24 protein-coding genes and 1 riboswitch are annotated in these 23,449 nt (G+C 54.6%); of the genes, 6 read left to right on the top strand and 18 right to left on the bottom strand.

The annotated features are described in order from the left end of the window. Positions 1-179: 179 nt before the first annotated feature. From MKX70_RS11685 to MKX70_RS11650, 8 genes are all read right to left on the bottom strand, one after another. Positions 180-1,412 carry a hypothetical protein gene (locus tag MKX70_RS11685; protein ID WP_042239264.1) on the bottom strand — a complete coding sequence of 411 codons (1,233 nt, stop codon included), beginning with the start codon at positions 1,410-1,412 and terminating at the stop codon, positions 180-182. After that, positions 1,412-2,050 carry an RNA polymerase sigma factor gene (locus MKX70_RS11680; protein ID WP_081956677.1) on the bottom strand — a complete coding sequence of 213 codons (639 nt, stop codon included), beginning with the start codon at positions 2,048-2,050 and terminating at the stop codon, positions 1,412-1,414. Before MKX70_RS11680 ends, MKX70_RS11685 begins: the two co-directional genes overlap by 1 nt. Positions 2,051-2,314: 264 nt before the next feature. Continuing rightward, a complete protein-coding gene (locus MKX70_RS11675) occupies positions 2,315-3,652 on the bottom strand; it encodes a 5'-deoxyadenosine deaminase (protein WP_042239267.1) in 1,338 nt (445 codons plus the stop codon). A 62-nt stretch (positions 3,653-3,714) separates the two neighbouring features. After that, a riboswitch (purine riboswitch) is annotated at positions 3,715-3,813 on the bottom strand. Positions 3,814-3,952: 139 nt separating this feature from the next. Then, positions 3,953-4,477: a GNAT family N-acetyltransferase gene (locus MKX70_RS11670; RefSeq protein WP_042239269.1), complete on the bottom strand. Its 525-nt coding sequence runs from the start codon at positions 4,475-4,477 to the stop codon at positions 3,953-3,955. Positions 4,478-4,666: 189 nt separating this feature from the next. Next, positions 4,667-5,071 (bottom strand): hypothetical protein, encoded by a 405-nt coding sequence (locus MKX70_RS11665; protein ID WP_216626658.1) that lies wholly within the window; start codon positions 5,069-5,071, stop codon positions 4,667-4,669. A gap of 20 nt (positions 5,072-5,091) precedes the next feature. After that, a complete protein-coding gene (locus MKX70_RS11660; protein WP_042139766.1) occupies positions 5,092-5,382 on the bottom strand; it encodes a hypothetical protein in 291 nt (96 codons plus the stop codon). Further along, positions 5,379-5,720, bottom strand: coding sequence for a hypothetical protein (locus tag MKX70_RS11655; RefSeq protein ID WP_042239271.1), 342 nt, complete (start codon positions 5,718-5,720; stop codon positions 5,379-5,381). Before MKX70_RS11655 ends, MKX70_RS11660 begins: the two co-directional genes overlap by 4 nt. 27 nt (positions 5,721-5,747) lie before the next feature. After that, positions 5,748-6,041, bottom strand: coding sequence for a nucleoside-diphosphate sugar epimerase (locus MKX70_RS11650; RefSeq protein ID WP_081751236.1), 294 nt, complete (start codon positions 6,039-6,041; stop codon positions 5,748-5,750). Between the two features lie 514 nt (positions 6,042-6,555). Here MKX70_RS11650 and MKX70_RS11645 point away from each other — a divergent pair. Continuing rightward, on the top strand, positions 6,556-7,128 hold the full coding sequence (locus MKX70_RS11645) for a GNAT family N-acetyltransferase (protein ID WP_340840051.1): 573 nt from the start codon (positions 6,556-6,558) through the stop codon (positions 7,126-7,128). A gap of 29 nt (positions 7,129-7,157) precedes the next feature. Here the strand turns inward: MKX70_RS11645 and MKX70_RS11640 are convergent, their stop codons facing one another. The 8 genes from MKX70_RS11640 to MKX70_RS11605 form a co-directional block, all read right to left on the bottom strand. Then, a complete protein-coding gene (locus tag MKX70_RS11640) occupies positions 7,158-7,889 on the bottom strand; it encodes a sugar phosphate nucleotidyltransferase (protein ID WP_042239281.1) in 732 nt (243 codons plus the stop codon). Positions 7,890-7,936: 47 nt separating this feature from the next. Then, positions 7,937-8,674 (bottom strand): glycosyltransferase family 2 protein, encoded by a 738-nt coding sequence (locus MKX70_RS11635; RefSeq protein WP_340840050.1) that lies wholly within the window; start codon positions 8,672-8,674, stop codon positions 7,937-7,939. Beyond that, the gene (locus MKX70_RS11630) at positions 8,671-9,726 is read right to left on the bottom strand and encodes a glycosyltransferase family 2 protein (RefSeq protein ID WP_340840049.1); all 1,056 of its coding nucleotides are present in this window, start codon (positions 9,724-9,726) and stop codon (positions 8,671-8,673) included. Before MKX70_RS11630 ends, MKX70_RS11635 begins: the two co-directional genes overlap by 4 nt. Then, complete coding sequence (locus tag MKX70_RS11625; protein WP_340840048.1) at positions 9,723-10,571, bottom strand: glycosyltransferase family 2 protein; 849 nt, start codon at positions 10,569-10,571, stop codon at positions 9,723-9,725. Before MKX70_RS11625 ends, MKX70_RS11630 begins: the two co-directional genes overlap by 4 nt. 214 nt (positions 10,572-10,785) lie before the next feature. Beyond that, positions 10,786-13,611 carry a WIAG-tail domain gene (locus tag MKX70_RS11620; RefSeq protein WP_340840047.1) on the bottom strand — a complete coding sequence of 942 codons (2,826 nt, stop codon included), beginning with the start codon at positions 13,609-13,611 and terminating at the stop codon, positions 10,786-10,788. Continuing rightward, a complete protein-coding gene (locus MKX70_RS11615; RefSeq protein ID WP_340840046.1) occupies positions 13,593-14,696 on the bottom strand; it encodes a hypothetical protein in 1,104 nt (367 codons plus the stop codon). The genes MKX70_RS11620 and MKX70_RS11615 overlap by 19 nt, the downstream gene beginning before the upstream one ends. Next, complete coding sequence (locus MKX70_RS11610) at positions 14,693-15,325, bottom strand: hypothetical protein (RefSeq protein WP_340840045.1); 633 nt, start codon at positions 15,323-15,325, stop codon at positions 14,693-14,695. Before MKX70_RS11610 ends, MKX70_RS11615 begins: the two co-directional genes overlap by 4 nt. After that, on the bottom strand, positions 15,255-15,851 hold the full coding sequence (locus MKX70_RS11605) for a hypothetical protein (protein ID WP_340840044.1): 597 nt from the start codon (positions 15,849-15,851) through the stop codon (positions 15,255-15,257). The genes MKX70_RS11610 and MKX70_RS11605 overlap by 71 nt, the downstream gene beginning before the upstream one ends. Before the next feature lie 253 nt (positions 15,852-16,104). Between MKX70_RS11605 and MKX70_RS11600 the strand changes: the two genes are divergently transcribed. Together MKX70_RS11600 and asd are read left to right on the top strand one after the other, a co-directional pair. Next, on the top strand, positions 16,105-17,202 hold the full coding sequence (locus MKX70_RS11600) for a YheC/YheD family endospore coat-associated protein (RefSeq protein ID WP_340840043.1): 1,098 nt from the start codon (positions 16,105-16,107) through the stop codon (positions 17,200-17,202). Positions 17,203-17,293: 91 nt separating this feature from the next. Then, entirely contained in the window at positions 17,294-18,085 is a 792-nt protein-coding gene (asd, locus tag MKX70_RS11595) for an archaetidylserine decarboxylase (RefSeq protein WP_042141610.1), read from the top strand. 1,033 nt (positions 18,086-19,118) lie between these two features. Here the strand turns inward: asd and gpmA are convergent. Together gpmA and MKX70_RS11585 are read right to left on the bottom strand one after the other, a co-directional pair. Further along, positions 19,119-19,868 carry a 2,3-diphosphoglycerate-dependent phosphoglycerate mutase gene (gene gpmA, locus MKX70_RS11590; RefSeq protein WP_042139774.1) on the bottom strand — a complete coding sequence of 250 codons (750 nt, stop codon included), beginning with the start codon at positions 19,866-19,868 and terminating at the stop codon, positions 19,119-19,121. A gap of 332 nt (positions 19,869-20,200) precedes the next feature. Continuing rightward, positions 20,201-20,986 carry a helix-turn-helix domain-containing protein gene (locus MKX70_RS11585; protein ID WP_042239294.1) on the bottom strand — a complete coding sequence of 262 codons (786 nt, stop codon included), beginning with the start codon at positions 20,984-20,986 and terminating at the stop codon, positions 20,201-20,203. Between the two features lie 200 nt (positions 20,987-21,186). Here MKX70_RS11585 and MKX70_RS11580 point away from each other — a divergent pair, with 200 nt between their 5' ends. From MKX70_RS11580 to MKX70_RS11570, 3 genes are all read left to right on the top strand, one after another. After that, positions 21,187-21,729: a hypothetical protein gene (locus tag MKX70_RS11580; RefSeq protein WP_340840041.1), complete on the top strand. Its 543-nt coding sequence runs from the start codon at positions 21,187-21,189 to the stop codon at positions 21,727-21,729. Positions 21,730-21,828: 99 nt separating this feature from the next. Further along, positions 21,829-23,130: an aminotransferase class I/II-fold pyridoxal phosphate-dependent enzyme gene (locus MKX70_RS11575; RefSeq protein WP_042239300.1), complete on the top strand. Its 1,302-nt coding sequence runs from the start codon at positions 21,829-21,831 to the stop codon at positions 23,128-23,130. Positions 23,131-23,284: 154 nt separating this feature from the next. After that, the gene (locus tag MKX70_RS11570) at positions 23,285-23,401 is read left to right on the top strand and encodes a YjcZ family sporulation protein (protein ID WP_209994562.1); all 117 of its coding nucleotides are present in this window, start codon (positions 23,285-23,287) and stop codon (positions 23,399-23,401) included. Positions 23,402-23,449: the final 48 nt, after the last annotated feature.

The raw sequence follows: 23,449 nt of genomic DNA, 5'->3' as shown, positions 1-23,449 counted from the left end.
TATTGCACTTTTCTGTAAAAGTTCAGATTTCTCTAGTATAGCAATACTTGAAATAGTTATCAAAACTGGAGATTCTATTAAAGTAAAAAGACGCCGCCCTGGCGGGGCATGCGTCCTGGTTAAAGCACTATTAATTCATTTGAAAATCAGGAATTCTATTCAGGGCTCATATTAAAAGATTATTCGACAGCGTCAGTCTGCTGCATCATGTAAAAGACTCCGTCCAGATTATACGAGCCGGTAATCACAGTTGCTCCGTCCGGGCTTTTGAAGGCAATCGTACCTATGCCCGACATCTCTTTGACAAATGTATAATCCTCCAGCCGGATGCCGAACATTTCATCGGCGATGGCAGCAGCCGCAAGCTGAAGCTTGGCCTTATCCATATCCAGCATATCCATCAGATTCGTATTTGGATCGGCGGAGCTGAATGACTTCTCATCGTAGAGTGAAATATCGAGTACTTGAATTATTTCTTGTGTAGCATAGTCCATAAGTACTGTAGTAGCCCCATGTTCACTTTCTCCATAGGTTAGAACGAGTATATCCCACTTCGTGGCCACGGTGCGGCTGATTGAGTATAAGTGCTCTGTTCCCTGCTCTCTAAGCAGCTTTATCGATTTAAGACCCGCCTGCTTCACTTCCGCAGTCACCTCATCCTCGCCCATTCTGAACGTCGAGCTGCGGTAGACGCCGTTCTCGTAATCAATCTGCCCTTCCTCTGCTATGAGACCGTCATCGGTCTGTATGCCCTGCTCATCAGCGTTTGTCCCGTAGTGGACGGAATGGTGAAGCGCGGTAACTGTGAATTCCCCCTTGTAACCAGCTTTCCGCAGCTGATCCATCGCTTGATCAATGAATTTAGAATCGATTTCTTCAGGAGTGAAAAAGGTATCCATATACGTCCGCACTACCTTGCCAGTCTCTGTTTCAAACCAGATTTTAGCAAAACTATCGCCATCTTTAAATTCAGCCAGGGTTTCTTCTTCCCCCTCGAGCTGCTCTAGGTTCACAAAGGGAAGCTTCTTTCCCAGCTGCTCAAGCATTACCTGTTCAGCGGTCGCCCTGAGCCCTTCATCCGTAAGATCAACCTGGCCCGCAACCGGCGGATCGATTATTCCGGTGCTGCTTACCTGTAACGGATTAAAGCCGCCAGACCGCCCAAACCCATCGCCTCCCAGAACCAGCGCCCCGGCTCCGAACAACAACAGGAGGATGACGGCGGCGGAAAGTATCCGCAGGCGGATCACCCTGCGCTGCCGGCCGGATGACAGCACCTGGTGTAGTGAGGAACCGTCCATTCCAATCTGCCGGGCCACTCTATCGGCAGCTTCTTCCGTAAATTTCATTTCCGGAAACGGGCCTTTACGGGCCAGTTCATACCACTGCGGCTCCCGTTCACGCTTATCCATTACTCCATCCTCCTTAGTTTGTCCTGGATTTTATGACGCGCGCGGTGCAGCCTCGATTTGACGGTGCCGGGGGATATCCGGATCAGCTCAGCGATTTCCCGGACCGACAGCTCTGCCTTAAGATCAAGCACCAGCACCTCACGCAGCTTATCCGGCAGCTTCATTATCATGCTCCAGATCTCATCCACCTGCCGGTTACCGAGATATTCCATCTCCGCCGAACGGGCAACAGCCGCCTGCCCCGCAGCATCCTGCCGCTCCTGAGGCGCAGCAGGTAACGGCTGCATCCCGCCCCACAGCCCAGAGCGGAAAAACCGCGATTTGCGGTAGGAGAATACCGTATTGCGGGCAATCGTGAACAGCCAGGTTTTGAGCGAGGAAGCTCCCCGGAAGGTTCCGATCCGGTAATAGCATTTGATGAACACCTCCTGCGTGAGCTCGTCCGCCTGATCACTGTTGTTAGTCAGAAAATAAATATAATTCCACACATCTTCCCCATAAAGCTTCATTATCTGCTGCAGCTGCTCTTCACTGATAGCCTCTGCCTGCTCCAATCCATCCAGTTCCAATGGGTTCACCTCACTATATTTGACCTCAAGAGTGGAAGGTGGGTTCACTTTTTCTAATAAAAATTTCATTCATCCTATCATCCAGCCTGCCTATAATACAATATTTCCGCTGATACAGCGTGTATTTTACCAAGTAGAAACGGCTACACCGTCCTTTTAAAGGACGGCTTCCGTTTCAGCGAGAAAGATAAGGAATATTTATTGCGCGAAGCATATAAATTCTTATCTCTTCAAAAAAAACAGAGGACCGGGGTCCCCTGCATCGTATTTAGCTTGAACTAGAGCTTTGCCCAGCGTTCGCCTAGACTTGTAGCTGCGTTAAAATGCCAGCCGCTACCCCAGCGGGGTGTTCACCAGCAGTCTTTTGATGGAACGGTTAGCTTCATGGAGCACGGTTTCCTTATCGACGGTCTTCAGCAAGCCCTTATGCATCAGGATTTGTCCGTCCACAATCGTCGTTTCCACATCCGCACGGGTGGCCGAATAGACAATCCGCGAGATTGGATCTACATCATAGGAAGGGAAGGTATGGAAATTGTACAGGTTGAGGATTGCCAGATCCGCTTTTTTGCCAACCTCGATACTGCCGATTTGATCCTCCATGCCCACCGCCTTCGCGCCGCCGATCGTTGCCATCCGGAACACACTTCTGGCGTCCATCGTGGTCGGCCCATGCTGCGGCTTCTGGATCACCGCCGCCAGACGCATTTCATTGAACATATCCAGGTTGTTGTTGCATGGGGCACCATCCGCGCCAAGGCTAAGATGGATGTGATCATGCAGCATTCCCGGAGTGTCGGCGATGCCGGAGGCCAGCTTCAGGTTGGAGCCCGGGCAGTGGCTGACATGAACTCCGCGGTCCCGCAGAATCCGCTTCTCCTCCTCATCAAGCCAGACGCAGTGGGCCAGAATCAGGCGCTCATTAGCCAATCCCAGATGATCCAGATACACCACGTTACGCATACCGGTCATCGCCTGTACAATCTCAATCTCCCCCAGATTCTCGGAAGCATGGGTGTGCACCTTGACCCCGTAATATTCCGAGAGATTACGTACCTCTTTCAGCAGCGGCTCGGTGCAGGAAATGACAAAACGCGGGGAAAACGCATATTGAATCCGCCCGTTGCCATATCCATTCCACTTCTCCAGCAGATCCACGCTCTCCTGAAGAGAAGCTGCGGTATCCTCCTGCAGCGCCGCCGGTGCATCCGCATTCTTCTGATCCATCATCACCTTGCCGGACAAGGCGCGGATGCCGCTTTTTGCGATTGCCTGGAAGGCAAAGTCTGTATGATTCACCGTCTCCATATCCACAATGGTCGTTGTGCCGCTTGTAATTAACTCCCCAATGCCGAGCATAGCGGAATAATACAGCGACTCCTCATCATGCGCCGCCTCCAGCGGCCAGATCCGCTTGCGCAGCCAGTCCATCAGCTCCAGATCATCGCCTTTGCCGCGGAACAATGTCTGGCACAGATGAATATGGGTCTGCACAAAGCCTGGAATCACCGTGCGGTTCTTGGCATCAATTACCGTCTCTTCCCCCTGCGCCTCCAGGCCGCTGCCGATCTCCACAATCAGATTATCCTTGATGCGGATATCCCCGTATATAATCTCCTCTTGCTTGTTCATTGTAATAATCTCCGCATGCTTGATCAGGATGTTCGCCATAACCCATTCCCCCTTGTTCTGTTGATGTCCAGCTGATGACTAACACAAAAAGGCCACAAAAATATGCCTCAGCATATTTTCGTAGCCAGAAATTTACGGTTCCCGGTAGAGACCCTTAAACCAATTATTAAGGATATACGAAAAGGACTATTCAATTGCTTCTGAATAATCCCATCATAAAGTAAAGACAACTTTTCTGTCAACACAAGTTATAAATATTAACATAAAACTATTTCGAACAGATTAAAATGAAATATTAGCTATTATTATCCTTATACATGTAATATAACATTACATAAACTACCCAGTAATCTCCTTCAGCACCTTCTCAAATACAGGAAAAGCCGCTACCCGGCCGGGAAAATGAATCTCGCCTCTCTGCACATAGCCAAGTGAAGGATAAATCTTCAGTGCCCTCTCGTTCTTCGCATAAGTGTCCAGCCGGATGCTGCTGTACCCGCTGCTGCGGGCGAGCTCTTCGGCGAATGCAATCAGCTGGCGGGCAATCCCTTTGCCCTGAATCTCAGGATGCACTGCAAGCCGGTGCATCATCAGATGCTGGCCTGTCTGCTGCGTCCATTCCACAGCTTCATATTGCTCAGCCTGATTCTCATCCAATACAAGAATACCGGCAATGGCCCCGTTGTCTATACAGACAAATAATGTACCTGCATCCATATCCCCCATAAGGACTTCGTGGTTCGGGTAGCTCTCATCCCACTGATCGCTTCCGCCTGCCTGCATAACTTGTACACATTTAGAAATCAGATCCATAATCTCCCCGATTTCGCTGCTCTGTGCTCTACGTATCTCATTCAGAGTCATGTATAGCCCCCGCTTTCCTACCCGGCATTTGAACCCGGTAAAGTTCTGTTAAGAAGTCTACCATATCCGGGCGAAAATTCCGATAGGCCGCCATTTCCAGTCTCGTCCATAGGCTATAGAGGCGGCAGGAGAACTTGCCAACCTCTATAGCCGTTCACCTTCTACTTCTAGGCCACGGCCGCTGCTCTCTCAGCCCAGCTCCAGCTTATGCCCGTCCTCGAAGCCCTTGGCGAAACCTGCGTCGAACCCCACGTTGTATGCTTCGGTGTAGCCCTGCTGAAAGGCGTCTCCCGGCGGCAGCTCCGGAGGGACGCCCAGATCCGGGGGGAGCGGGACTACCTGCGCTACCGGCGGCGCTTCGACTGCCGGAACAACCTGTACCGGCGGCTGAACCACATGCACCCTGCGGACAAGCCGGCGGCGGAGTCTTCTTTTCTTACGCAGCAGCGGCGCTCTCTTGCCCGTCTTGCGGATCAGTCCTCTGCGCGTTTTGCGTCCAAGGCCTCTGCGCACCCTGGTCTTCCGTGACAACAGCAGTGTGCGTCTGCGGCCCTTGCTGCCTGAGCGCAGCTTGCCAAGTCTCTTTCTCTTCATCTGTCTACTCCTCCTGTACTTCATCTACTTCTTGCAGCGGTACCCTCTGAGCAATCCTTGCTCAGCCATGGCGCAGCAGGAACTCCCTGTTTGGGCTCATGCAGTGAAATACCGGATATCATCCGGCACATTGAACTCTGGTACCCGCTCAGAATCCTGATATTGTCGCTCAGCTTGCGGGCTGTCAGCTCCGATTGCCCTGTAACTTCGGCAATGCTCTCGAGGATGGCTGCGAGCGCGGCTTGACTGCGGGCGATCGAGCGGATCATCTCCAGCTTGACGGCATGTTCGGAGAGAAGCCCGCCGCTCATTTGCTATCGTCTCCGAAGCTGAAGCCATCCCCGCCGTCTCCGCCGAAGTCACCGCCGCCCTCATCTTCACCGCTGCCCAGTACTGCTTTCAGATTACTGTACAGCCCGTTCTCCAGCTTCGTCAGCCCCTCCACCATCTCTACGATCACTTCGTGGATGGAGAGTGATTCCTTCAACTGGTCATCATGGGAGTCGAATGCTCTAGCGTGGATATGATGATGGGTCCACTGCTTCACTTTTTCCGCTTCCACCGCTTTGGCCTCGAGAATCATCGCGATGTTCCACTGGATTACAGCGGTCGACTCCAGCATTTGCAGATAAGCCTTTTCTCTGCTCATCTTCCGCCTCCTTGCGCAGGTTACGCTTTACTCTTCTTCCTGACCGTTTAGTTCCTTGATCACTCTGCCTACTCCCTCTGCCATCGCTTCTTCAAGATCGGCAAGTGCATTCAAGTAAGCAATAATGTTCTTGTTAACCTGACCTGAGCTTTCTACCAGCCCACTGAATCCGCCGAAATCAGGGTCCGCATCCGGCAGATCGTGAACTATTTGCGACATACGGACGGCTACGTGGCGTTCGGCGTCGAGAATCCGAGCCATCTGTTCGTGCGTATGGGCCATGTGCTGCAGGACTTTTGTAATTTTACTCTGCACCTTCATGTCTCCTTTGCTCAAACGCCCTGCTACAGCATATGCGGCATCAGCCGTGACGGTGCCGGAGATACTCCGCAAGTTATGAAGGACCGCGTATTTCAAGACAGCTTAGAGCTGCGGCTCCAGAGGCTGCGGCTATTAAGTGGAAAAACGTCACCTAAATTAATCGAATGACCGGGAATCAGAGCAACAAGTGGAAAAAGAGCAACTATTTCTATATTGGCTGGGAAAAAAAGTACATTAGGGAAGAATTAAATGCCTTTTTTCCACTTAGGGTGGATACAAAAGACAAAACGGGATTATGAAGTGGAGAAAATCCAACTGCTTCCTTCGAGACGTACTGGAGGTGCAATGGCGGGGAACTCGTGGGGACTGGAGCGGATAAGGCCACGGCTAACGGGAAGGTTACCGGCTGGAGGATATTGACAATCAGCTCAACAGCAGACTATGCTTGGTTGATATTGTAGCTTTATTATTGTTGTCCGGATCTATGTATCCGGCGTGGAACTGGAGGTAATCTATGAGACTTACAGACAACCGTCTGAATCTGCGGCCCCTGACTGCAGCTGAACTGGCGCTGGCCTTGGACAATTACGCGGCGGCGGAGCAGTCGCTGGGCTTGAACGTAACCGCATCCCCAACTCTGCTGGACGACGAAGAAATGCGTTATGCTATGCGGGTACGGCACACCAAGGTTCTGCAGGATGAGCAGAACTATCCGTGGCTGACCAATTGGGCTATTATTCATCAGGAGGAGCAGCGGATTATCGGCTTCCTAATCCTCAAAGGCGGGCCGAATGAACAAGGCGAGGTCATCCTTGGTTATGTCATCGATGAGAGGTACTGGGGGCAAGGCTACGCTACGGAAGCAGTGCGGCACATCACGGCCTGGATCTTCAACCATTCGGATGCACGCTGGGTTATTGCGGATACCGAGAAGGATAACACTGCCTCGCACCGCGTGTTGCAGCATCTGGATGCAGAGCTGTACCGGGAGACCGAAGACCTGCTCTGGTGGAGAATCCCCCGGCCCGCCATCGGCTTTAGCTCCGCTGAGAATACAGGTACTTTGCAGGGACCCCAAAGCATATAAATTCTAATCTATACTAAAAAAGCTGCCCCTCAGGGCAGCGTATCTCTCAGCTTTTCTCCGGCTTCGCGCAAGGACTGGAACGTTCCCGCGTCACTCCACCAGCCCTTGAGCACATCATAACTAAGCTTGCGCTCTGCGGCATAAATATTGTTCACGTCGGTAATTTCCAGCTCCCCCCTGTTGGAAGGGGATACGCGGCGGATAATATCGAATACCGCTTCGTCGTACATATAAATGCCTGTCACACAGAATTTAGTCTTCGGACGCTCGGGCTTCTCTTCGATATAAGCAATCAGGGACGAATCTCCGCTGTCAAACACCGGAACCCCGTATCTCCGCGCATCATCGACCGGTTTCAATAACACCTTCGCCGACCCCTGCGGCTGCTGCAGATAACTCTCCACATAAGGCTTCAGATCATCCATAAAAAGATTGTCACCAAGCAGCACAACAAACCGTTCCCCCGGCAAAATAAATCCTTCTGCCAGCTCGAGCGCTTCCGCGATGCCTCCTGCAGCTTCCTGGATTTTGTAAGTCAGGGATACTCCGAATTCCGCGCCGCTGCCCAAGAAGTCGGTGTACTGTCCTGCAGACTGTTTGCTGATCACCAGGAGAATATCGGTTATCCCCCCCCGGCGCAGCCGGTCAATGCCGTAACACACCATAGGATATTTGCCGACCGGAAGCAAATGTTTGTTCATAAGCCGGGTCAATGGGTAAAGCCTTGTTCCTGTTCCGCCCGCCAGTATGACTCCTTTCACTTACTTTCCTCCTCTTTATCTATGTCTTAAGCCTTTGGCCTGGCCCCTCAGATGAATTGTGCGGGATCTACATGCCATTTCTCCATAAATAATCTGCGGTTACGCTCCACCAGCTCCTGAAGTGAGGACGAGTAGACTTCCTTGAAGCTGGCGCTGCCTTCATGATGTACCAGACAATCTCCCGCGATCAGCAGCCGGTACCCCCTAATTCTGGCGCGGTAACAGTAATCATCATCCTCGTAATGTCCCGGTGAAAAGCGTTCATCCAGCAGGCCGATGATATCCATGAGCTCTCTTTTAAATAATAAGCACAGCCCTACAAGCCTTCTGGTCTCCAGCCGTTTCGCCGCATCCGGAGCATTCGCCAGACAGGCTTCAGCATGATAACCTGCAATATCCGTATAACCCGTCTCCACCTGCTGCCGTCCGCTGGCATAATTGGTCACCGGACCGACCATCCCGATATCCGGGGCGCAGTACAAGGCGCTCTTCAGATTCGCCAGCCAGCCCTGCGACACAATAACATCATTGTTCAGCAGCAAAAGCTCATCTCCCGCAGCCAGCTGCAGCCCCAGATTGCAGGCCAGCGGAAAGCCGCGGTTCTCCGGAAGGGAAACAAAAGTCAGCTTATTCGTGCGGCAGTAAGCATCCGTTCCGTCACTTGAAGCATTGTCGACTACAATAATTTCATAGGGTGAATCCGTATACGCCCTAATTGATTCAACACAGGAACGCAGCAAGCCGAGCCTGTTATACGTTGGAATAATAATGCTGGTCAGTGTCATAGGGCATTCCTCCACGCGGCCATCTGCCGGCGTTGCTCCTGCAGATGGCCCTCGGACAACTGCCCGCTTGCCTGCTGCTCTCCAAGAACCTGGGCCAGCGCCTCGGCATGATCACCGGCGATTAGCTGTTCCATCGCATTTCCGGCTCCTGTGTTGCTCTGGCGCAGCCGGTTATGCTTGATCACATTTACCGTGCCTGCCTTCTCCACCCGCAGCTGCCGCATAATCGAGAGCGCATGCGCTTTCGGCGGCACCATAAGCTCACGATAGCCGATAAGCTCCAGCGCCTTCCTTGACAAGCCATGGGGAACAGCTGTCATCGAGCTGACGCCCAGATCACTACGGCCCAGTACGGCATTCAGATACATTTTGCAGCGGGTAACCGCATCACTGAGGGCAAAGGGCGGCAGCAGATGATCAAGATCATTCAAGGCTACATCAACACCGCCATCCACCGCCTCCGCAAAAAGAGACATCTTCCGGGCGGGAATCACCATATCCCCGTCCAAGAACAGCAGAATATCCCCCCGGCTGAGCTTGGCACCAAGCGACCGCCCCACATCATGTCCGGCAGATTCCGGAATATGCACAATTGTCGCCTGGGGGCACAGCCGGGTATGCTGGAAGCTGCGGTCGCTGCAGCCGTTAAGCACAACAATAATTTCCAGCGGCTTAAGCCGGGTTACCTGATCAAGCAGCTTCAACAATGTCTGCTCCTCATTCCTGGCCGAGATAACCACGGACAATGAACCGTGCAGAGCCGGCAGCTGCTGTCCTGCTCCGCTGCCGGCAGCATTGCGGGCGGTAGAAGCCCCTGCGGCCGTGCGGCGGGAACCCGCTTTACCGGCCGCCGGCCGCCGGACAGCTGCGGCTTTGGCGGCGATGCTCCGGCGGGGCGAAGTACCGGCTGATTTGGCCGCCTTACTCCGGGAGGCGGAGCTGCCCAGCCGGGTACGCCGGGCAGAAGCCCTGCCGCTGCCCGATGCTTTTACACGGGAAGATACGTGAAGCTCCTGCCGATGTCCGGGTGAAGGCTCCAGTGCTGCTGTCATCTCACCATCCCCCTTCGCCGGTTGCCGTCAATGAAGCCTGCTCGTTCGCCTCTGCGCTGAAGGACCAGACCTGCCGCATCCAGATGATCTGTGAGAATAACCTCACGCAAGGGATCTGTTCCCGCCCGCTTGGGCCGTACGGCATTCAGCCTGCCGACCGGCACCTTATGCACGGCCTTCACCTGCAGGCCCTCAAGTACCGCCTGCGCGTGTGCCAGAGGCGGCCGTGACAACAGGCCGCTCCCCAGAGAGGCAAGAGCTCTGCGGCTGAGTGCATGAGGCACCGCCGTCAGCGAACAGCCCTTCAGGTCCGGACGGCCAAGCATAATGTTGAGCACATGCTTGGAGAGTACCACCGGATGCGGGAATTCCTGGCGGACCGGACCGGAGTAATCATTCAGAGCCACATCTGTTCCACGACTGACTGCGGCCACAAAGGGACGCAGCTGTGAAGCGTTAAGCACAAAATCCCCGTCAATGAAGAGCAGGACCTCTCCCTTGGCCGCCTCTGCTCCAACACTGCGGCCCACATCATGACCGAGCGGCTGCTCGAAGTGAATGACATGTGCCCCCAGGGACAATGCAATCTCTGCCGTATTATCGGCAGAACCGTTAACCACAACAATAACCTCACAGCGGGGATGGACTTCCCTGGCTCCGGCAATCACCTTGCCAATCGTTCCGGCTTCATTCATAGCCGGAATGATCACCGACACATAGGGAGCGGGGTGATTGGCCGCAGGGAACGGCACGGCAGGGCGCACCGGCCGGGAAATCCGCCGCTTGGGTTGCAAAGCCCGCCGCCCCGTGCGGCGGGCAGATGTACGTGTGTGCTTCAAGCTCATCCACCTTCCTTGCAGGGCATGGTCTCCGGGCTGAGGGTTACATCACAGTCTATGTAATCCGCTGTCCCGGGTAACGGCAAGTGTCTCCCTTCGTGCAGAAATTTGGACAAATGCCCTCCCGCTGCCGGAGTCCGGTTGAACCCGGATTTCGCAGGCCTTATCAACACAAAGAGCGCAGCCGGGGGCTGCGCTCTCGCATTGTTTATCTTCCGCTCTAATCAAACACACGATGATCTGCAGCCGGCTTCACCAGAGGCGAACCGAGGGCGATCCAGGACAGCACTCCATAGAAGTGAGGTGTTTCGCGCAGGCGCACTACTTCAATCGTCGCGTCCCCGCCCGATCTGTTCTTCAGCGAAGCATGGAAATACGGCTGGTTGGTCATGGCGACCAGCACATAGCCGGTATGGCCGAAGCTTTCATCAAAAGAGACAGAAACATCAACGCTCTGTGCGTCTCCATTAAACATGAAGGCCGTCATCCCGAACTGCTGCAGAACCTCCCGGTTCCCGGCACTCTGTACCGGACTGAATGACAGATGCTCGGCATTAATTGATCCGGGCGCCAGATGGTCTCCGGTCACCACTCCTTGAGCAATATGATAGCTCTGCACACTGTCTTCTTCCAGATGGCGGGATTGAATGGCAAATGAAGTGATTTTGGAAGCATCCACCGCTTCATCCTGAAGCTCAGCATTCCCTACTGTGCCTTCTGCCAGATGTTTGGTTCCGATGCTGCCAAGTGCAAGCTTCTCACCGGTAACGCTGCCGTCTGCCAGCTGCACTGCACTGCGAGTCTCCGCTGCGAGATGTTCAAGCTTCTTCACAATGCCGCTGCTCAAATGACGCTCTTCCAGTGCACCGTCTGCCAGATGTCCGCTCTGGATGCTCTGCTCCTGCAGATGCTGAGCACCTACAGCGCCTACCGCCAGCTTGCTGCCGGTGATGCTGCCGTCTGCTATCTGCCCTGCATTGCGAGTCTCCGCTGCGAGATGCTCCAGCTTCTTCACAATGCCGCTGCTCAAATGACGCTCTTCCAGTGCACCGTCTGTCAGATGTCCGCTCTGGATGCTCTGCTCCTGCAGATGCTGAGCATCTACTGCGCCTACCGCCAGCTTGCTGCCGGTGATGCTGCCGTCTGTCAGATGTCCGCTCTGGATGCTCTGCTCCTGCAGATGCTGAGCACCTACTGCGCCTACCGCCAGCTTGCTGCCGGTGATGCTGCCGTCTGTCAGATGTCCGCTCTGGATGCTCTGCTCCTGCAGATGCTGGGCTCCTACTGCGCCTGCCGTCAGCTTGCTGCCGTTGATGCTGCCGTCTGCCAGCTGACCTGCATTGCGCGCTTCCGCTGCGAGATGCTCCAGCTTCGTCACAATCCCGCTGCTTAAATGACGTTCTTCCAGCGCACCGTCTGCCAGATGTCCGCCCTGAATGCTCTGCGCCTGCAGATGCTGGGCACCTACTGCGCCTGCCGCCAGCTTGCTGCCGGTAATGCTGCCGTCTGCCAGCTGACCTGCATTGCGCGCTTCCGCTGCGAGATGCTCCAGCTTCGTCACAATCCCGCTGCTTAAATGACGTTCTTCCAGCGCACCGTCTGCCAGATGTCCGCCCTGAATGCTCTGCGCCTGCAGATGCTGGGCACCTACTGCGCCTGCCGTCAGCTTGCTGCCGGTAATGCTGCCGTCTGCCAGCAGCTCGGAGCTCAGCGTATCTTCAGCCAGATGCTCACGCTTGATGCTGCCCGCGCGCAGGTGGCGGCTGTCCACTGCTTCCGGTGCCAGGTGACCGCCATAGATGCTGCCGGAAGCCAGATGAACAGAGCCCACTGCGCCTGCCGCCAGCTTGCTTCCTCTGATACTGCCGTCCGGCAGCAGCTCAGAGCTGCGGACTTCCTGCGCCAGATGTTCCAGCAGGATGCTGCCGGAGGCCAAGTGATTCCCTTCCAGCGACCCATCCGCGACATGCTCTCCGTGGACGCTCTGCGGCTTCAGATGCTGCGGCCCCACTGCCTCTGCCGCCAGCTTGCTGCTTCCAATACTGCCGTCAGGCAACAGCTCAGCACTTCGTACTTCGTCTGCCAGATGCTCCAGCTTAATGATACCCGAACTTAAATGCCGCTCCTCAAGCGATTCACCCGCAAGATGCTCGCCGTGGATGCTCTCCAGCTGCAAATGCTGTGAATGTACAGCTCCTACAGCCAGCTTACTTTCGTCAATGCTGCCATCCGGCAGCAGCTCGGCGCTCAGCGTCTCGGAGGCCAGATGTGCGAGCTGGATGCTGCCGGTGCGGATATGGCGGCTGTCCACTGCATCTGGAGCCAGATGACCGCCATAGATGCTGCCCGCAGCCAGATGGAAGGAGCCCACCGCACCTGCCGCCAGCTTGCTTCCGCCAATACTGCCGTCCGGCAGCAGCTCCGCACTCCGGGTTTCATCTGCCAGATGCTCAAGCTTGATCAGGCCGGAATGCAAATGCCGTTCCTGCAGTATACCGTCAACCAGATGCTCGCCATAGATGCTCTCCTGCTGCAGATTCAGCGAGCTTACCGCACCTGCGGCCAGCTTCTCGCTGCTAATGCTGCCATCCGGCAGCAGATCTGAGGTCAGTGTATCCTGGGACAGATGTGCCAGCTGGATGCTGCCGGGCCGGATATGACGGCTGTCTACCGCACCTACAGCCAGATGCCCGCTGTATACACTGCCTGCTGCCAAATGGAAGGCCCCGACAGCACCTGCTCCCAGCTTGCTGCCTACGATGCTGCCATCCGGCAGAAGATCTGCACTGCGCGTTTCTTGTGCCAGATGCGCCAGCGTGATCTCGCCAGCACGAATGTGCTGCCCTTCTACGGCTTCCGGCGTCAAATGGATAGTCTGCACACTGTCCGGGGCCAGATGGACGGATTCCACAGCCCCCGGGGCCAGCTTCTCCCCGCTGATACTGCCGTCTGGCAGAAGCTCGCCGCTGCGGACTTCTGCCGCCAGATGAGTCAGGCTGATGCTGCCGCCGGCTATATGCTGTCCTTCTACCGAGGATTCAGCCAAGTGGCGCCAGCTACACTTCCGGCCGCGAGATGGCGGGAGGCTACAGCACCCTCCGCCAGCTTGGCCGCACCGATGCTGCCATCCTGAATCTGGATAGAGGATACAGAGCTGGGAATGATATGTCCGTTACCGACGGACATCGGACGGATATGCGCTCCGCCTACACTTCCCGGCGCGAGATGTCTGCCCTGCACCGATGTATCGCTGATGGAATCCGGTCCAACGGCACCTGCTGCTAAATGTTCGCTCTGCACGGCTAAAGCTGCCAGCTTTGAAGCACTCACACTGCCGTCAGCCAGCTTGATCGAGGTAACCGATAGATCGCCAAGTTTGTCTGTCGAAACACTCTCCGGCGATAATTTCAATGAAGTTACCGCATGGTCGGCCAAATGATGCGGCTGTACAATACTCGCAGCGAGGTGTGCTTCCTTCACTGCTCCCGAAGCCAGCTTATCTCCCGATACCGAACCGGACTGCAGGGCGGATGAAGTTACACTATTTTCCCCGAGATGCCTGCGTTCTACAGCTCCCGGAGCCAGATGTTCAGCGTGAACCGCTTCCTCCTGCAGCACGCGGTCGCTGATGCTGCCATCGGCCAGATGCTTCTCTTCAACGGCACAGACGGCGATATGTTCTCCGCTTACCGCTTCTCTGGCGAGGGCATTTCCGCCAACCGCACCGCTGGCCAGCTTGGCGGAAATGACACTCCCGTCCGCCAGCTTGGTTGAGCTGACACTCTGGGGACTAAGATGTTCTCCCGTAACAGAGTCATACGCCAGCTGCTCTTCCGTAACGGCCCCGGGAGCCAAATGCCCAGCAAGAACGGCATGCTGCTGGAGCTGCGCAGATCCGACGGATTCCATAGCCAGGTGGGAATTGTCTACGGCTTCGCGCTGCAGATGAGCCGAGGTGATGGCCTGCAGGGCAATTTGCGGTCCGCGTACTGCGGATTTAGCGATATGGCGTGTGGTTACCGCTTCATCTGCCAGCTTATGCGGCAGGATGCTCTGGTCCGCGATCTTGGAGGAAGTCACCGCCTGCTCGATCAGCTGTGTTGTACCCACTGCACCCTCTGCCAGCTTCACGAATGAAATACTGCGGTCCGCCAGATGCCTACTTCAATTTCCCCGTCAGCGATATGCTCCGCATTTACGCTCTCCGGGCTTAAGTGCTGGCTGCGGACAGCCTTCTCCTTGATCTGCCGTGATCCAACTGCTGCGTCCGCGAGATGCCCGCCGTCAATGATGCCCGCCTGAAGCTGCTCTTTCCCAATCAGCCGGGTAGCCAGCTGCTCCCGTCCAATTGCGCCAGGAGCCAGATGCTTCGATGTAATGACGCCTTCACCTACGTGGCGGCCTTCAATCACAGCGTCGCCCAGCTTGACGCCGCTGATCTCTCCATCGGCGATTTTGTCACCGGTTATCGCTTCATCTGCCAATTTCGAGCGGTCAATGCTGCCGTTGCCGATGTGGCGGCTGACAATACTGCTGCTGAGAATTTTCTCTCCGGTAACCGCACCGTCATCCAGCAGCTCCGCCGTGATGATGAACTCACTGAGATGCCGGTGCTGATGGCTCCGTCGGCAATCTGCCCTCCGCCAATAATCCGGTCCGCCAGCTTCTCCGGACCGATGCTGCCATTCTTCAGCTTTTCTCCGCCAATGGAATGATCCAGCAGCTTCCCCCGCTGATACTGCCTTCCGCCAGATGCTCACCGACAATGGATTCCGGAGCAATCTTAGAGGAAGTAACCGCCTTGTCCGCGATGTTAATGTTCTGCACGGCATAGTCCTGCAGCCATGGTGTACCAATGATGCCGAACTTCAGCTTGGACCCGTCAATCGTGCGCGGAGCAATCTTGGCACCGGTGACTGCCGCATCGGACAGATCATCGGTATAGACGGGCTGCAGGCGCTCTTTTTCCACGGGTACAAGGACAGCCGGCTCCACCAGAGATTCAACATCCTCATGCTGCTCCTGATCCTCTTCCACTACCGGTTCCTGTATAGCCTCTGGTTCAAGCAAAATCTGCCGGACCGCCTCCGGTGCTTCCAGGGTTTCCACCCCGCTGACCTGCAGCGTCCGGTCCACTGTATCCACCGCTTCTACAGCAGCAGATTCTTTGCCTTCTAGTATTTTGGGACTGCTTTTCAACATGCTAAGTTCAGTCTTATTGGGATCATCTACATAATAGAGCCGTTTTTTTGAACTGCGAGGCTGATTTCTTTTGGAACTCTTCACAAGCAGTCTCCTCCTTCCATCTGTTGTTTCTCCTAGGCATCATATGCAGTAGTATGGGCTGATGACACCATTCCTCCGGCTAAGCTTTCTTAAGAAAAAGATGAGCGTATAAAGGAATTCCATTCTCGCCTTTCAAAAAAAGGGCATCTGCCGCCGCGCATCCGTCCAACCCTGACGGGCACGTACACACATACAATGACAGGAGACGAAAAATCAGCCGGGAAGCTACTTCAAGATAACGGGAGGAACGAACATGGGGCAAAAGCTCGTTGGGATACTGCTAAATGCCGCTGTGCACGGGGGCGTTCCCCGGTTAAAAACCGGACAGGAATCTCTGGCTAATTACGAGGAGGCCGCCGCCGCATACGGATTAACCCCTTGCTTTCTGAAGCTGTCCGGCATCGATACGCAGACCGGCTTCAGCAGGGCATATATAAAGGGTCCGCACGGCTACCGGAGTCAAGTCATTCCGACGCCGGAGGTCATCCATAACCGGGCGATCTATGACCCGGGCAGCAGCGGCGTCCAGCGGCTGCTCCGGCAGGGTATTCAGGTATACAATACATGCAACCGCTACGGCAAGGATCAGATTCATGCCCTGCTGGAGCAAAACCAGGAACTGCAGACGGTCCTGCCAGTCACATCCGCCGGAATGTCCGGCCTGAAGGAAATGATGGACAGTTATCCGGATCTCATTCTCAAGCCTTGCCGGGGAAGTGTAGGCAACGGGGTTATGCGTCTTACAAGGATCAGCGGGGCCGGGCGGTGGAAATGGAGCTACTCTCCTACCGGCTCAAGACGCTGGTACAGTGTGCCTCTGAATCAGGGCGCCATCCCCCGGGCACTCCGCGCCAGACTCTCTTCGGTACCGTACCTGGTGCAGGAGCGGATACCACTGGCTGAGATAAACGGCCGCCCCTTTGATCTGCGCATTACTGTACAGCGCGGCTGGGGCGGAGACTGGCAGGTGACCGGCATGTTCGCCAAGCTGGCGGCACCGGGCGGCTTCGTATCCAACATCGCCAGGGGAGGCGAAGCACTGAGTTCATCCTTCGCTCTGGAGAAGGCTTTCCCCGGCGAAGCAGCCGCTCGGATCCGCATGTCGGTCCTCTCCCTCAGTCTCGCCATTGCCCGTGAGCTGGAGCAGAGCCTCCCGGGCCTTGCCGATATCGGTCTGGACATCGGCGTTACGGGGAGCGGACGCTTATATTTCATCGAATGCAACGGGCGCGACCAGCGTTACGGCTTCAAGAAAGCCGGGCTCGGCCCCATCTGGAAAGAAAGCTACCGCCGCCCGATGGGCTATGCCAGATACCTGTATGAAGAGGCTGCACGGCATAACTCTTATTGATTTGTCTTCTATTCTATGTCAATATAATGCAGAGCGGGTGAGGTCCTTGGCTACCGGGACCTTGCTGCTGCATGATGGAAGGGAGATGGGCATGGTTAAACAATTGCTGCGGCTGATGACCGAGCTATCCTCACACAGATGGCTTTCCCGGGTAATGGGCGCTTTTTCCCATAGCAGACTCAGCCGCTTTATGATTCCGGTATTTATTCGTTCCTATCATATTCCTGCCGCCGAGGCGGAGAAGACTGCCGGAGAATACCGTACACTTAATGAATTCTTCAGCAGACGCCTGAAGCCGGGAATGCGGCCGGTGGCAAGCGGTGAACAGGCTGTGGCCAGTCCTGTGGATGCCATGATTACGGCAATGGGCGACATTAACTGCGGAACAATAATGAATGTGAAGGGTCAGGATTATACGCTGGAGGATTTGCTTAATCATTCTCCACACCTCGAATTGTATAAAAAAGGCTACTATTTCGTCCTCTACCTGAGCCCCACCGATTATCACCGGATTCATTCCCCGTTAACCGGACAGCTGCGGGAGAGCGATTATATCCGTGGGCGGGCTTATCCCGTGAATGATTTCGGCATGCGGCATATGAAGAGTGTCCTGAGCCGTAACGAACGGCTGATTACTTATATAGCCGGCAGCTATGGCGAAACCGCCGTGGTCAAGGTAGGCGCAATGAATGTGAGCAGTATCCGCTACACGGATGAATCCGCTACTGAATGGCAAATAGGCGATGATCTGGCCTATTTCGAATTCGGCTCTACCGTAGTTCTTCTGCTGGAGAGCGGCACCTTCACCCCGCGCCATGGGCTTACCGTAGACACGAAGGTGAAGATGGGCGAGCTGCTGGGTGAGATGCAGCGGGCTACTTAGCTGCCGGGCAGAGTCCGGCTTGAATGAAACAGCTCAAGATGAAACCAAGTAGAGCTTTCTGAACAGACAAAGCCCCGCACAAAGATACGTAAGTGTATCTTGTGCGGGGCTTATTTGGGGTTGAAGAAACCCTTCGCAGAATCCCGGATGGTTCCTGCGTTTATCGTATAATTTATCGTATAAAAGTGTTTTTACCTGCTTCGCTCTGTGAATCAGTATACCCCGGCTTACATTTGGCTCATCTACCCAGTTGCTGGTGCATTGTACTCGGTTTTTCTGTGAAAATACGTCTGGCACTGCGATAAACGCACGGCCTACGCGGCGCACCCAGTCCAATTGTGTTCGGTTTTTCGATTACATTTGGCCTACGCGGCGCACCCAGTCCAATTGTGTTCGGTTTTTCGATTACATTTGGCCTACGCGGCGCACCCAGTCCAATTGTGTTCGGTTTTTCGATTACATTTGGCCTACGCGGCGCACCCAGTCCAATTGTGTTCGGTTTTTCGATTACATTTGGCCTACGCGGCGCACCCAGTCCAATTGTGTTCGGTTTTTCGATTACATTTGGCCTACGCGGTGCACCCAGTCCAATTGTGTTCGGTTTTTCGATTACATTTGGCCTACGCGGTGCACCCAGTCCAATTGTGTTCGGTTTTTCGATTACATTTGGCTTACGTGGCTTACCCAGTCCAATTGTGTTCGGTTTTCCGTTAAAATATGTTAAATAAATGAAAAGACGATGTTCTGTTTTTTAGCCACGCTGCTCATTTTCATGTTGGAGTTGTGCCTTGGAAGACATGATTGTTTTCGCATACAATCGGCTCATCTGCCCTATCGTTAGCGCATTGTATTCGGTTTTTGGCATACATTCGGCTCATCTGCCCTATAGTTGGTGCATTGTATTCGGTTTTTCGCATACATTGGGCCTGTTTACCCTATCGTTGGTGCATTGTACTCGGTTTTTCACATACAATCGGCTCGTCTAGCCTACTTCCAGCGTAATCAAAGGAATTTATCCCTCTAACTATCCGGATCACTCCGTAACCTTACTCTGATTAGCCACCTCGCGCGCTTTCTCCTGCACCTCTTCCGGCTCGCCGAGATAGAAGCGGCTGATCGGCTTCACATCATCATCCAGCTTGTAGACCAGCGGGACGCCGGTTGGAATATTGAGATCCAGCAGCGCCGTCTCATCAATATCCTCCATGTATTTGATCAGGGCCCGCAGCGTATTACCATGCGCCGAGATCAGGACGCGTTCCTTCTTGCGGATCAGCGGTACAATCCGGTTGCCCCAGAAATCGCCAACCCGGTGCACGGTATCCTCCAGGCTCTCACCGCGCGGAATATCGCCGGGACGCACTTCCTTATAGCGGATATCATTTCTGGCATAACGCGGATCATCCGGCTCCAGCATCGGAGGCCGGACCGAGAGACTGCGCCGCCAGATATGGAGCTGCTCCTCGCCGTATTTCAGTGCAGTTTCACTTTTGCTGAGGCCCTGCAGCGCTCCGTAATGGCGCTCATTCAGCTTCCACGATTTCTGCACGGGAATCCACAGCAGGTCCATCTCATCCAGCACATAGTTTAGTGTCTTAATTGAACGCTTCAGCACCGAGGCGAAAGCAAGATCGAACGTGTATCCCGCATCCTTCAGCAGCTTGCCTGCTTTCTTCGCCTCTTCCACACCCTTCTCCGTCAGATCGGGATCACTCCAGCCCGTAAACAGGTTCTGCCGGTTGTATTCGCTCTCTCCATGCCGTATCAGTACTATTTCGTACATAAGTCCTCTCCTTCTCCCGTGTGTTTATTCAGCTGCTCTTAGCGCCAGCTTCTCAGGTCTTATGCGGTTCATCCTTATATTCTGTCACAGACGGATGCTCTCTTCAACTTTACGCCCCCGGCTTCCCTGTAGCCATTGTAATAGAAGAAACGGCCCCGCCTTGAATGGGCGGGCCGTTCCGTAAGAACTCTATACTATCTATTCCCCAAAAAGCCCTGCCGGTAATCCGGCAGGACTGGCCTTCTCCTGCCTGGAAGAGAAGGGCTTACTTACTATTGCTGCTGTACTCCCGGGCCACCAGGCAGTTCAGCAGCATTAGAGCACGCTGGTTGTCAGCGTATCTCCGACGGGCTTTTCCCCGTGTGCTGCTTGAACTGGCGGCTGAAGAAGAATATATCGCGGTAGCCCAGCGCATCCGCCACCTCAGTCACGTTCATGCCGGCGTAGAGTAAGAGGTGCTGGGCACGTTCAATCCTGGCGCGGATCACATAGGACTGCACCGAGGAGCCGGTGATCTCCTTGAACTTGATTGAGAAGTAACGCGGCGACAGCCCCGCCCGTGCGGCCAGATCCTCTACCCGGTGCGAAGCACCTGGATGCTGGCTGACATAGTTAGCCACCTCGTGGATCACCTCAGCCAGCTGGTTGCTGACATGGCGCTCGATCGGCACGACCTGGTCCTGCCGCAGCAGATGAATCATCAGCTGCTTCAGGATCAGGCGGCCTTCTTCCTCTGCAGCGTAGGTCTGCACCAGGAATAGTCGGACGTAACGGGCCAGCAGATGCTCGAACTCCACCGTCTCCGTCAGCTCATGGTAAGGCGCAGGAATCTCCGTCACCTCTTCGGCAACATCGAAATGTATATATGTAAGCACAAGCGGTTTTTGCGGATTATGCGTAGCACTGGTGTGATCCCCCGGGCGGAACAGGAAGCAGCTTCCCTTCCCCACCTGATAGGGCACCCCGCTGCGCACAACGGTTCCTTCCCCGCTCCAGACATAGAACAAATCATAATTTTGCAGCGGCTTCTCTCTTTTTTGCCACTTCCAGCCCGGTTCACAGACGATCTTCGCCAGGGCCGGGAGGATTACAAAAGAGGATGGCGATGCATGCAGCATATTGGTCCCTCCTAAAGTTTTGTGAGCATGCCTTCCCTGTATTCCTTCGAACAAAACCCGCTTCGAAAGCGTAAGCTTACTTTTCATAATACCTTGTCCGGTTCCCTTTTGTACATCTTCCCCTACCTGCAGGACTGTCCCTATCCCCCCTCTATCTGTTAAAATATAGTAATCATCCTCTATAGATCGGCGGGAAGTATATGGACTACCACTATCTCTTTCACTATTATGATGAATCCACCGGCCCCTTCCGGAATCTGTCTGACCTTTCGCCTGAATTAGCGGAGACGGTGCTGCAGGATATCCGGGAGCAGAGTAAGGGCTTTGCCAGCCAGCGTTCCGCCGATTATCTGCAGATCCGCAGCAGCCTTGAACAAAGGGCGAGAGAGCAATTTATCGCCAAAGGAGGCCAGCCGGTCCGCCGGCATCCGCATTACATGACTTTGGGGCGATGCCCCTGGCTGCAGCAGTGGTATCCGGAGGGGATGGAGCTGAAGATCCCGGTTGCGGCCTTCAACCCTGAGCGGATCAGCTTCACCTACGGCGATTTATTTCCCACAATGCGCTATGCGGACGGCAAACCTTACCGTGGGCAGGTCTACACACTGAAAGAGATCCTTGAGGTAGTCCGCGAATACGGCCTGCCGCAGAAATGGAACGCAGCAGGAGACTCTGGCCCTGAGCGTTACGTCGAAGTCCAGCTCTGGGAGGATCCGCCCGGCTTATTCCAAAAGTATTTATGAAAACGCGGCATTCCTCAGTGACGGCGGCAATTCACGGTGATATAATGTTAGGCAATGTTAGCGTATATATCCCAGAAGAATACCGGAAGGATGAAACTGATGAATCCACTGGCTGGACAATTGAATGACAGCATCAAGGCAGGCAATGAACATGTGTACGATATGCTCTCGAATCTCGGCAAAGCAATCTATTTCCCCAAAGAGGGAATCCTGAGCCAGTCTGCAGAAGCGACGGCTCATGCTAAGAAGTATAATGCCACCATCGGTATTGCTACCGAGAACGGGATGCCGATGCACCTTGGTGTGATCCAGGATAAGCTCTCCGCCTACAGCCCCAAAGACCTGTACGGCTACGCGCCTCCTGCAGGCAAGCCGGAGCTGCGCACGGTATGGCGGGAGAAGATGCTGCGGGAGAATCCGTCGCTGGAAGGCAAGTCCTTCAGCAACCCGGTCGTTACGAACGCCCTGACACACGGGCTTAGCATAGTTGCCGATCTGTTCGCAGAGCAAGGGGATGCCGTCATCTATCCGGACAAAAACTGGGAGAACTACGAGCTGACCTTCGGCATCCGCCGTCTGACCGAAACCGTTAACTATCCGCTGTTCACCGAAGATATGAGCTTCAATAGCGAAGGACTGCTGGATGCACTGCTGGCCCAGAAGGACCGCGGCAAAGCCATCGTCCTGCTCAATTTCCCTAATAACCCGACAGGGTATACACCAGGCGTTAAAGAAGGCGAAGCCATCGTTGCCGCAATCCTGCGTGCCGCTGAAGAAGGCGTTAATGTCGTAGTCGTCAGCGATGATGCTTATTTCGGACTCTTTTTCGAGGATTCACTGAAGGAATCGCTGTTTGGCAAGCTCGCGAACCTGCACCCACGTGTGCTGGCAATTAAGATTGACGGAGCCACTAAAGAAGAATTTGTCTGGGGCTTCCGCGTTGGCTTCATCACTTACGCTTCCGAGAACAAAGAGCTGCTGGCTGCCCTGGAGCAGAAGACACTCGGTATTATCCGGGCCACCATCTCCAGCGGAGCACATCCGTCCCAGACCTTTGTACTGGATGCGCTGAAGGCGCCGGAATTCGCTTCCCAGAAGGAAGAGAAGTTCCAGATCATGAAGGGCCGGGCCAATAAAGTGAAAGCACTGCTGGACAGTGGCAAATACGGCGACGATGTATGGACTTATTATCCGTTCAACTCCGGGTACTTCATGTGCCTGAAGCTGCTCACCGTGCCGGCTGAAACCTTACGGCTCCACCTGATCCACAATTACGGGCTGGGCACCATCGCCCTCGGCGAAAGTGATCTGCGCATTGCCTTCTCCTGCATCGAAGAGAATCAGCTTGAGGATCTGTTCGATCTGGTCTATGCAGGCATCCGCGATTTGGAGAAAGCCTGATTCCCAGCCTTTGCATACGTAAGTCAGCTCCGGATTTCCGGGGCTGACTTTTTTTTGCCCTGCCCTATGGCATTGGCCTATACACGTTCTTCCCTCCGCACATACAATACGATGTACTCAAGTACAACAACTCAAACGCGAAAGGGGAATGAACATGAGCGAAGAAGTTAGAGGCGGATACGGATACGGACACGGTGCATTCACAAGCACAGGCGCAATTCTGGTTCTCTTTATCCTGCTGGTTATCATCAGCCGTTCACTCTTTGTCTAACCGGGAATAAATCCCTGGAGGGGGCCCTGCGCTCTCTCCGCTCCCCGT

Origin of the sequence: Paenibacillus sp. FSL R7-0312, assembly GCF_038004445.1 — a bacterium.
Lineage (GTDB): Bacteria > Bacillota > Bacilli > Paenibacillales > Paenibacillaceae > Paenibacillus_AQ.
Note: the sequence above shows the minus strand (reverse complement) of the source record. Positions and strands in the feature narration are given on the sequence as shown.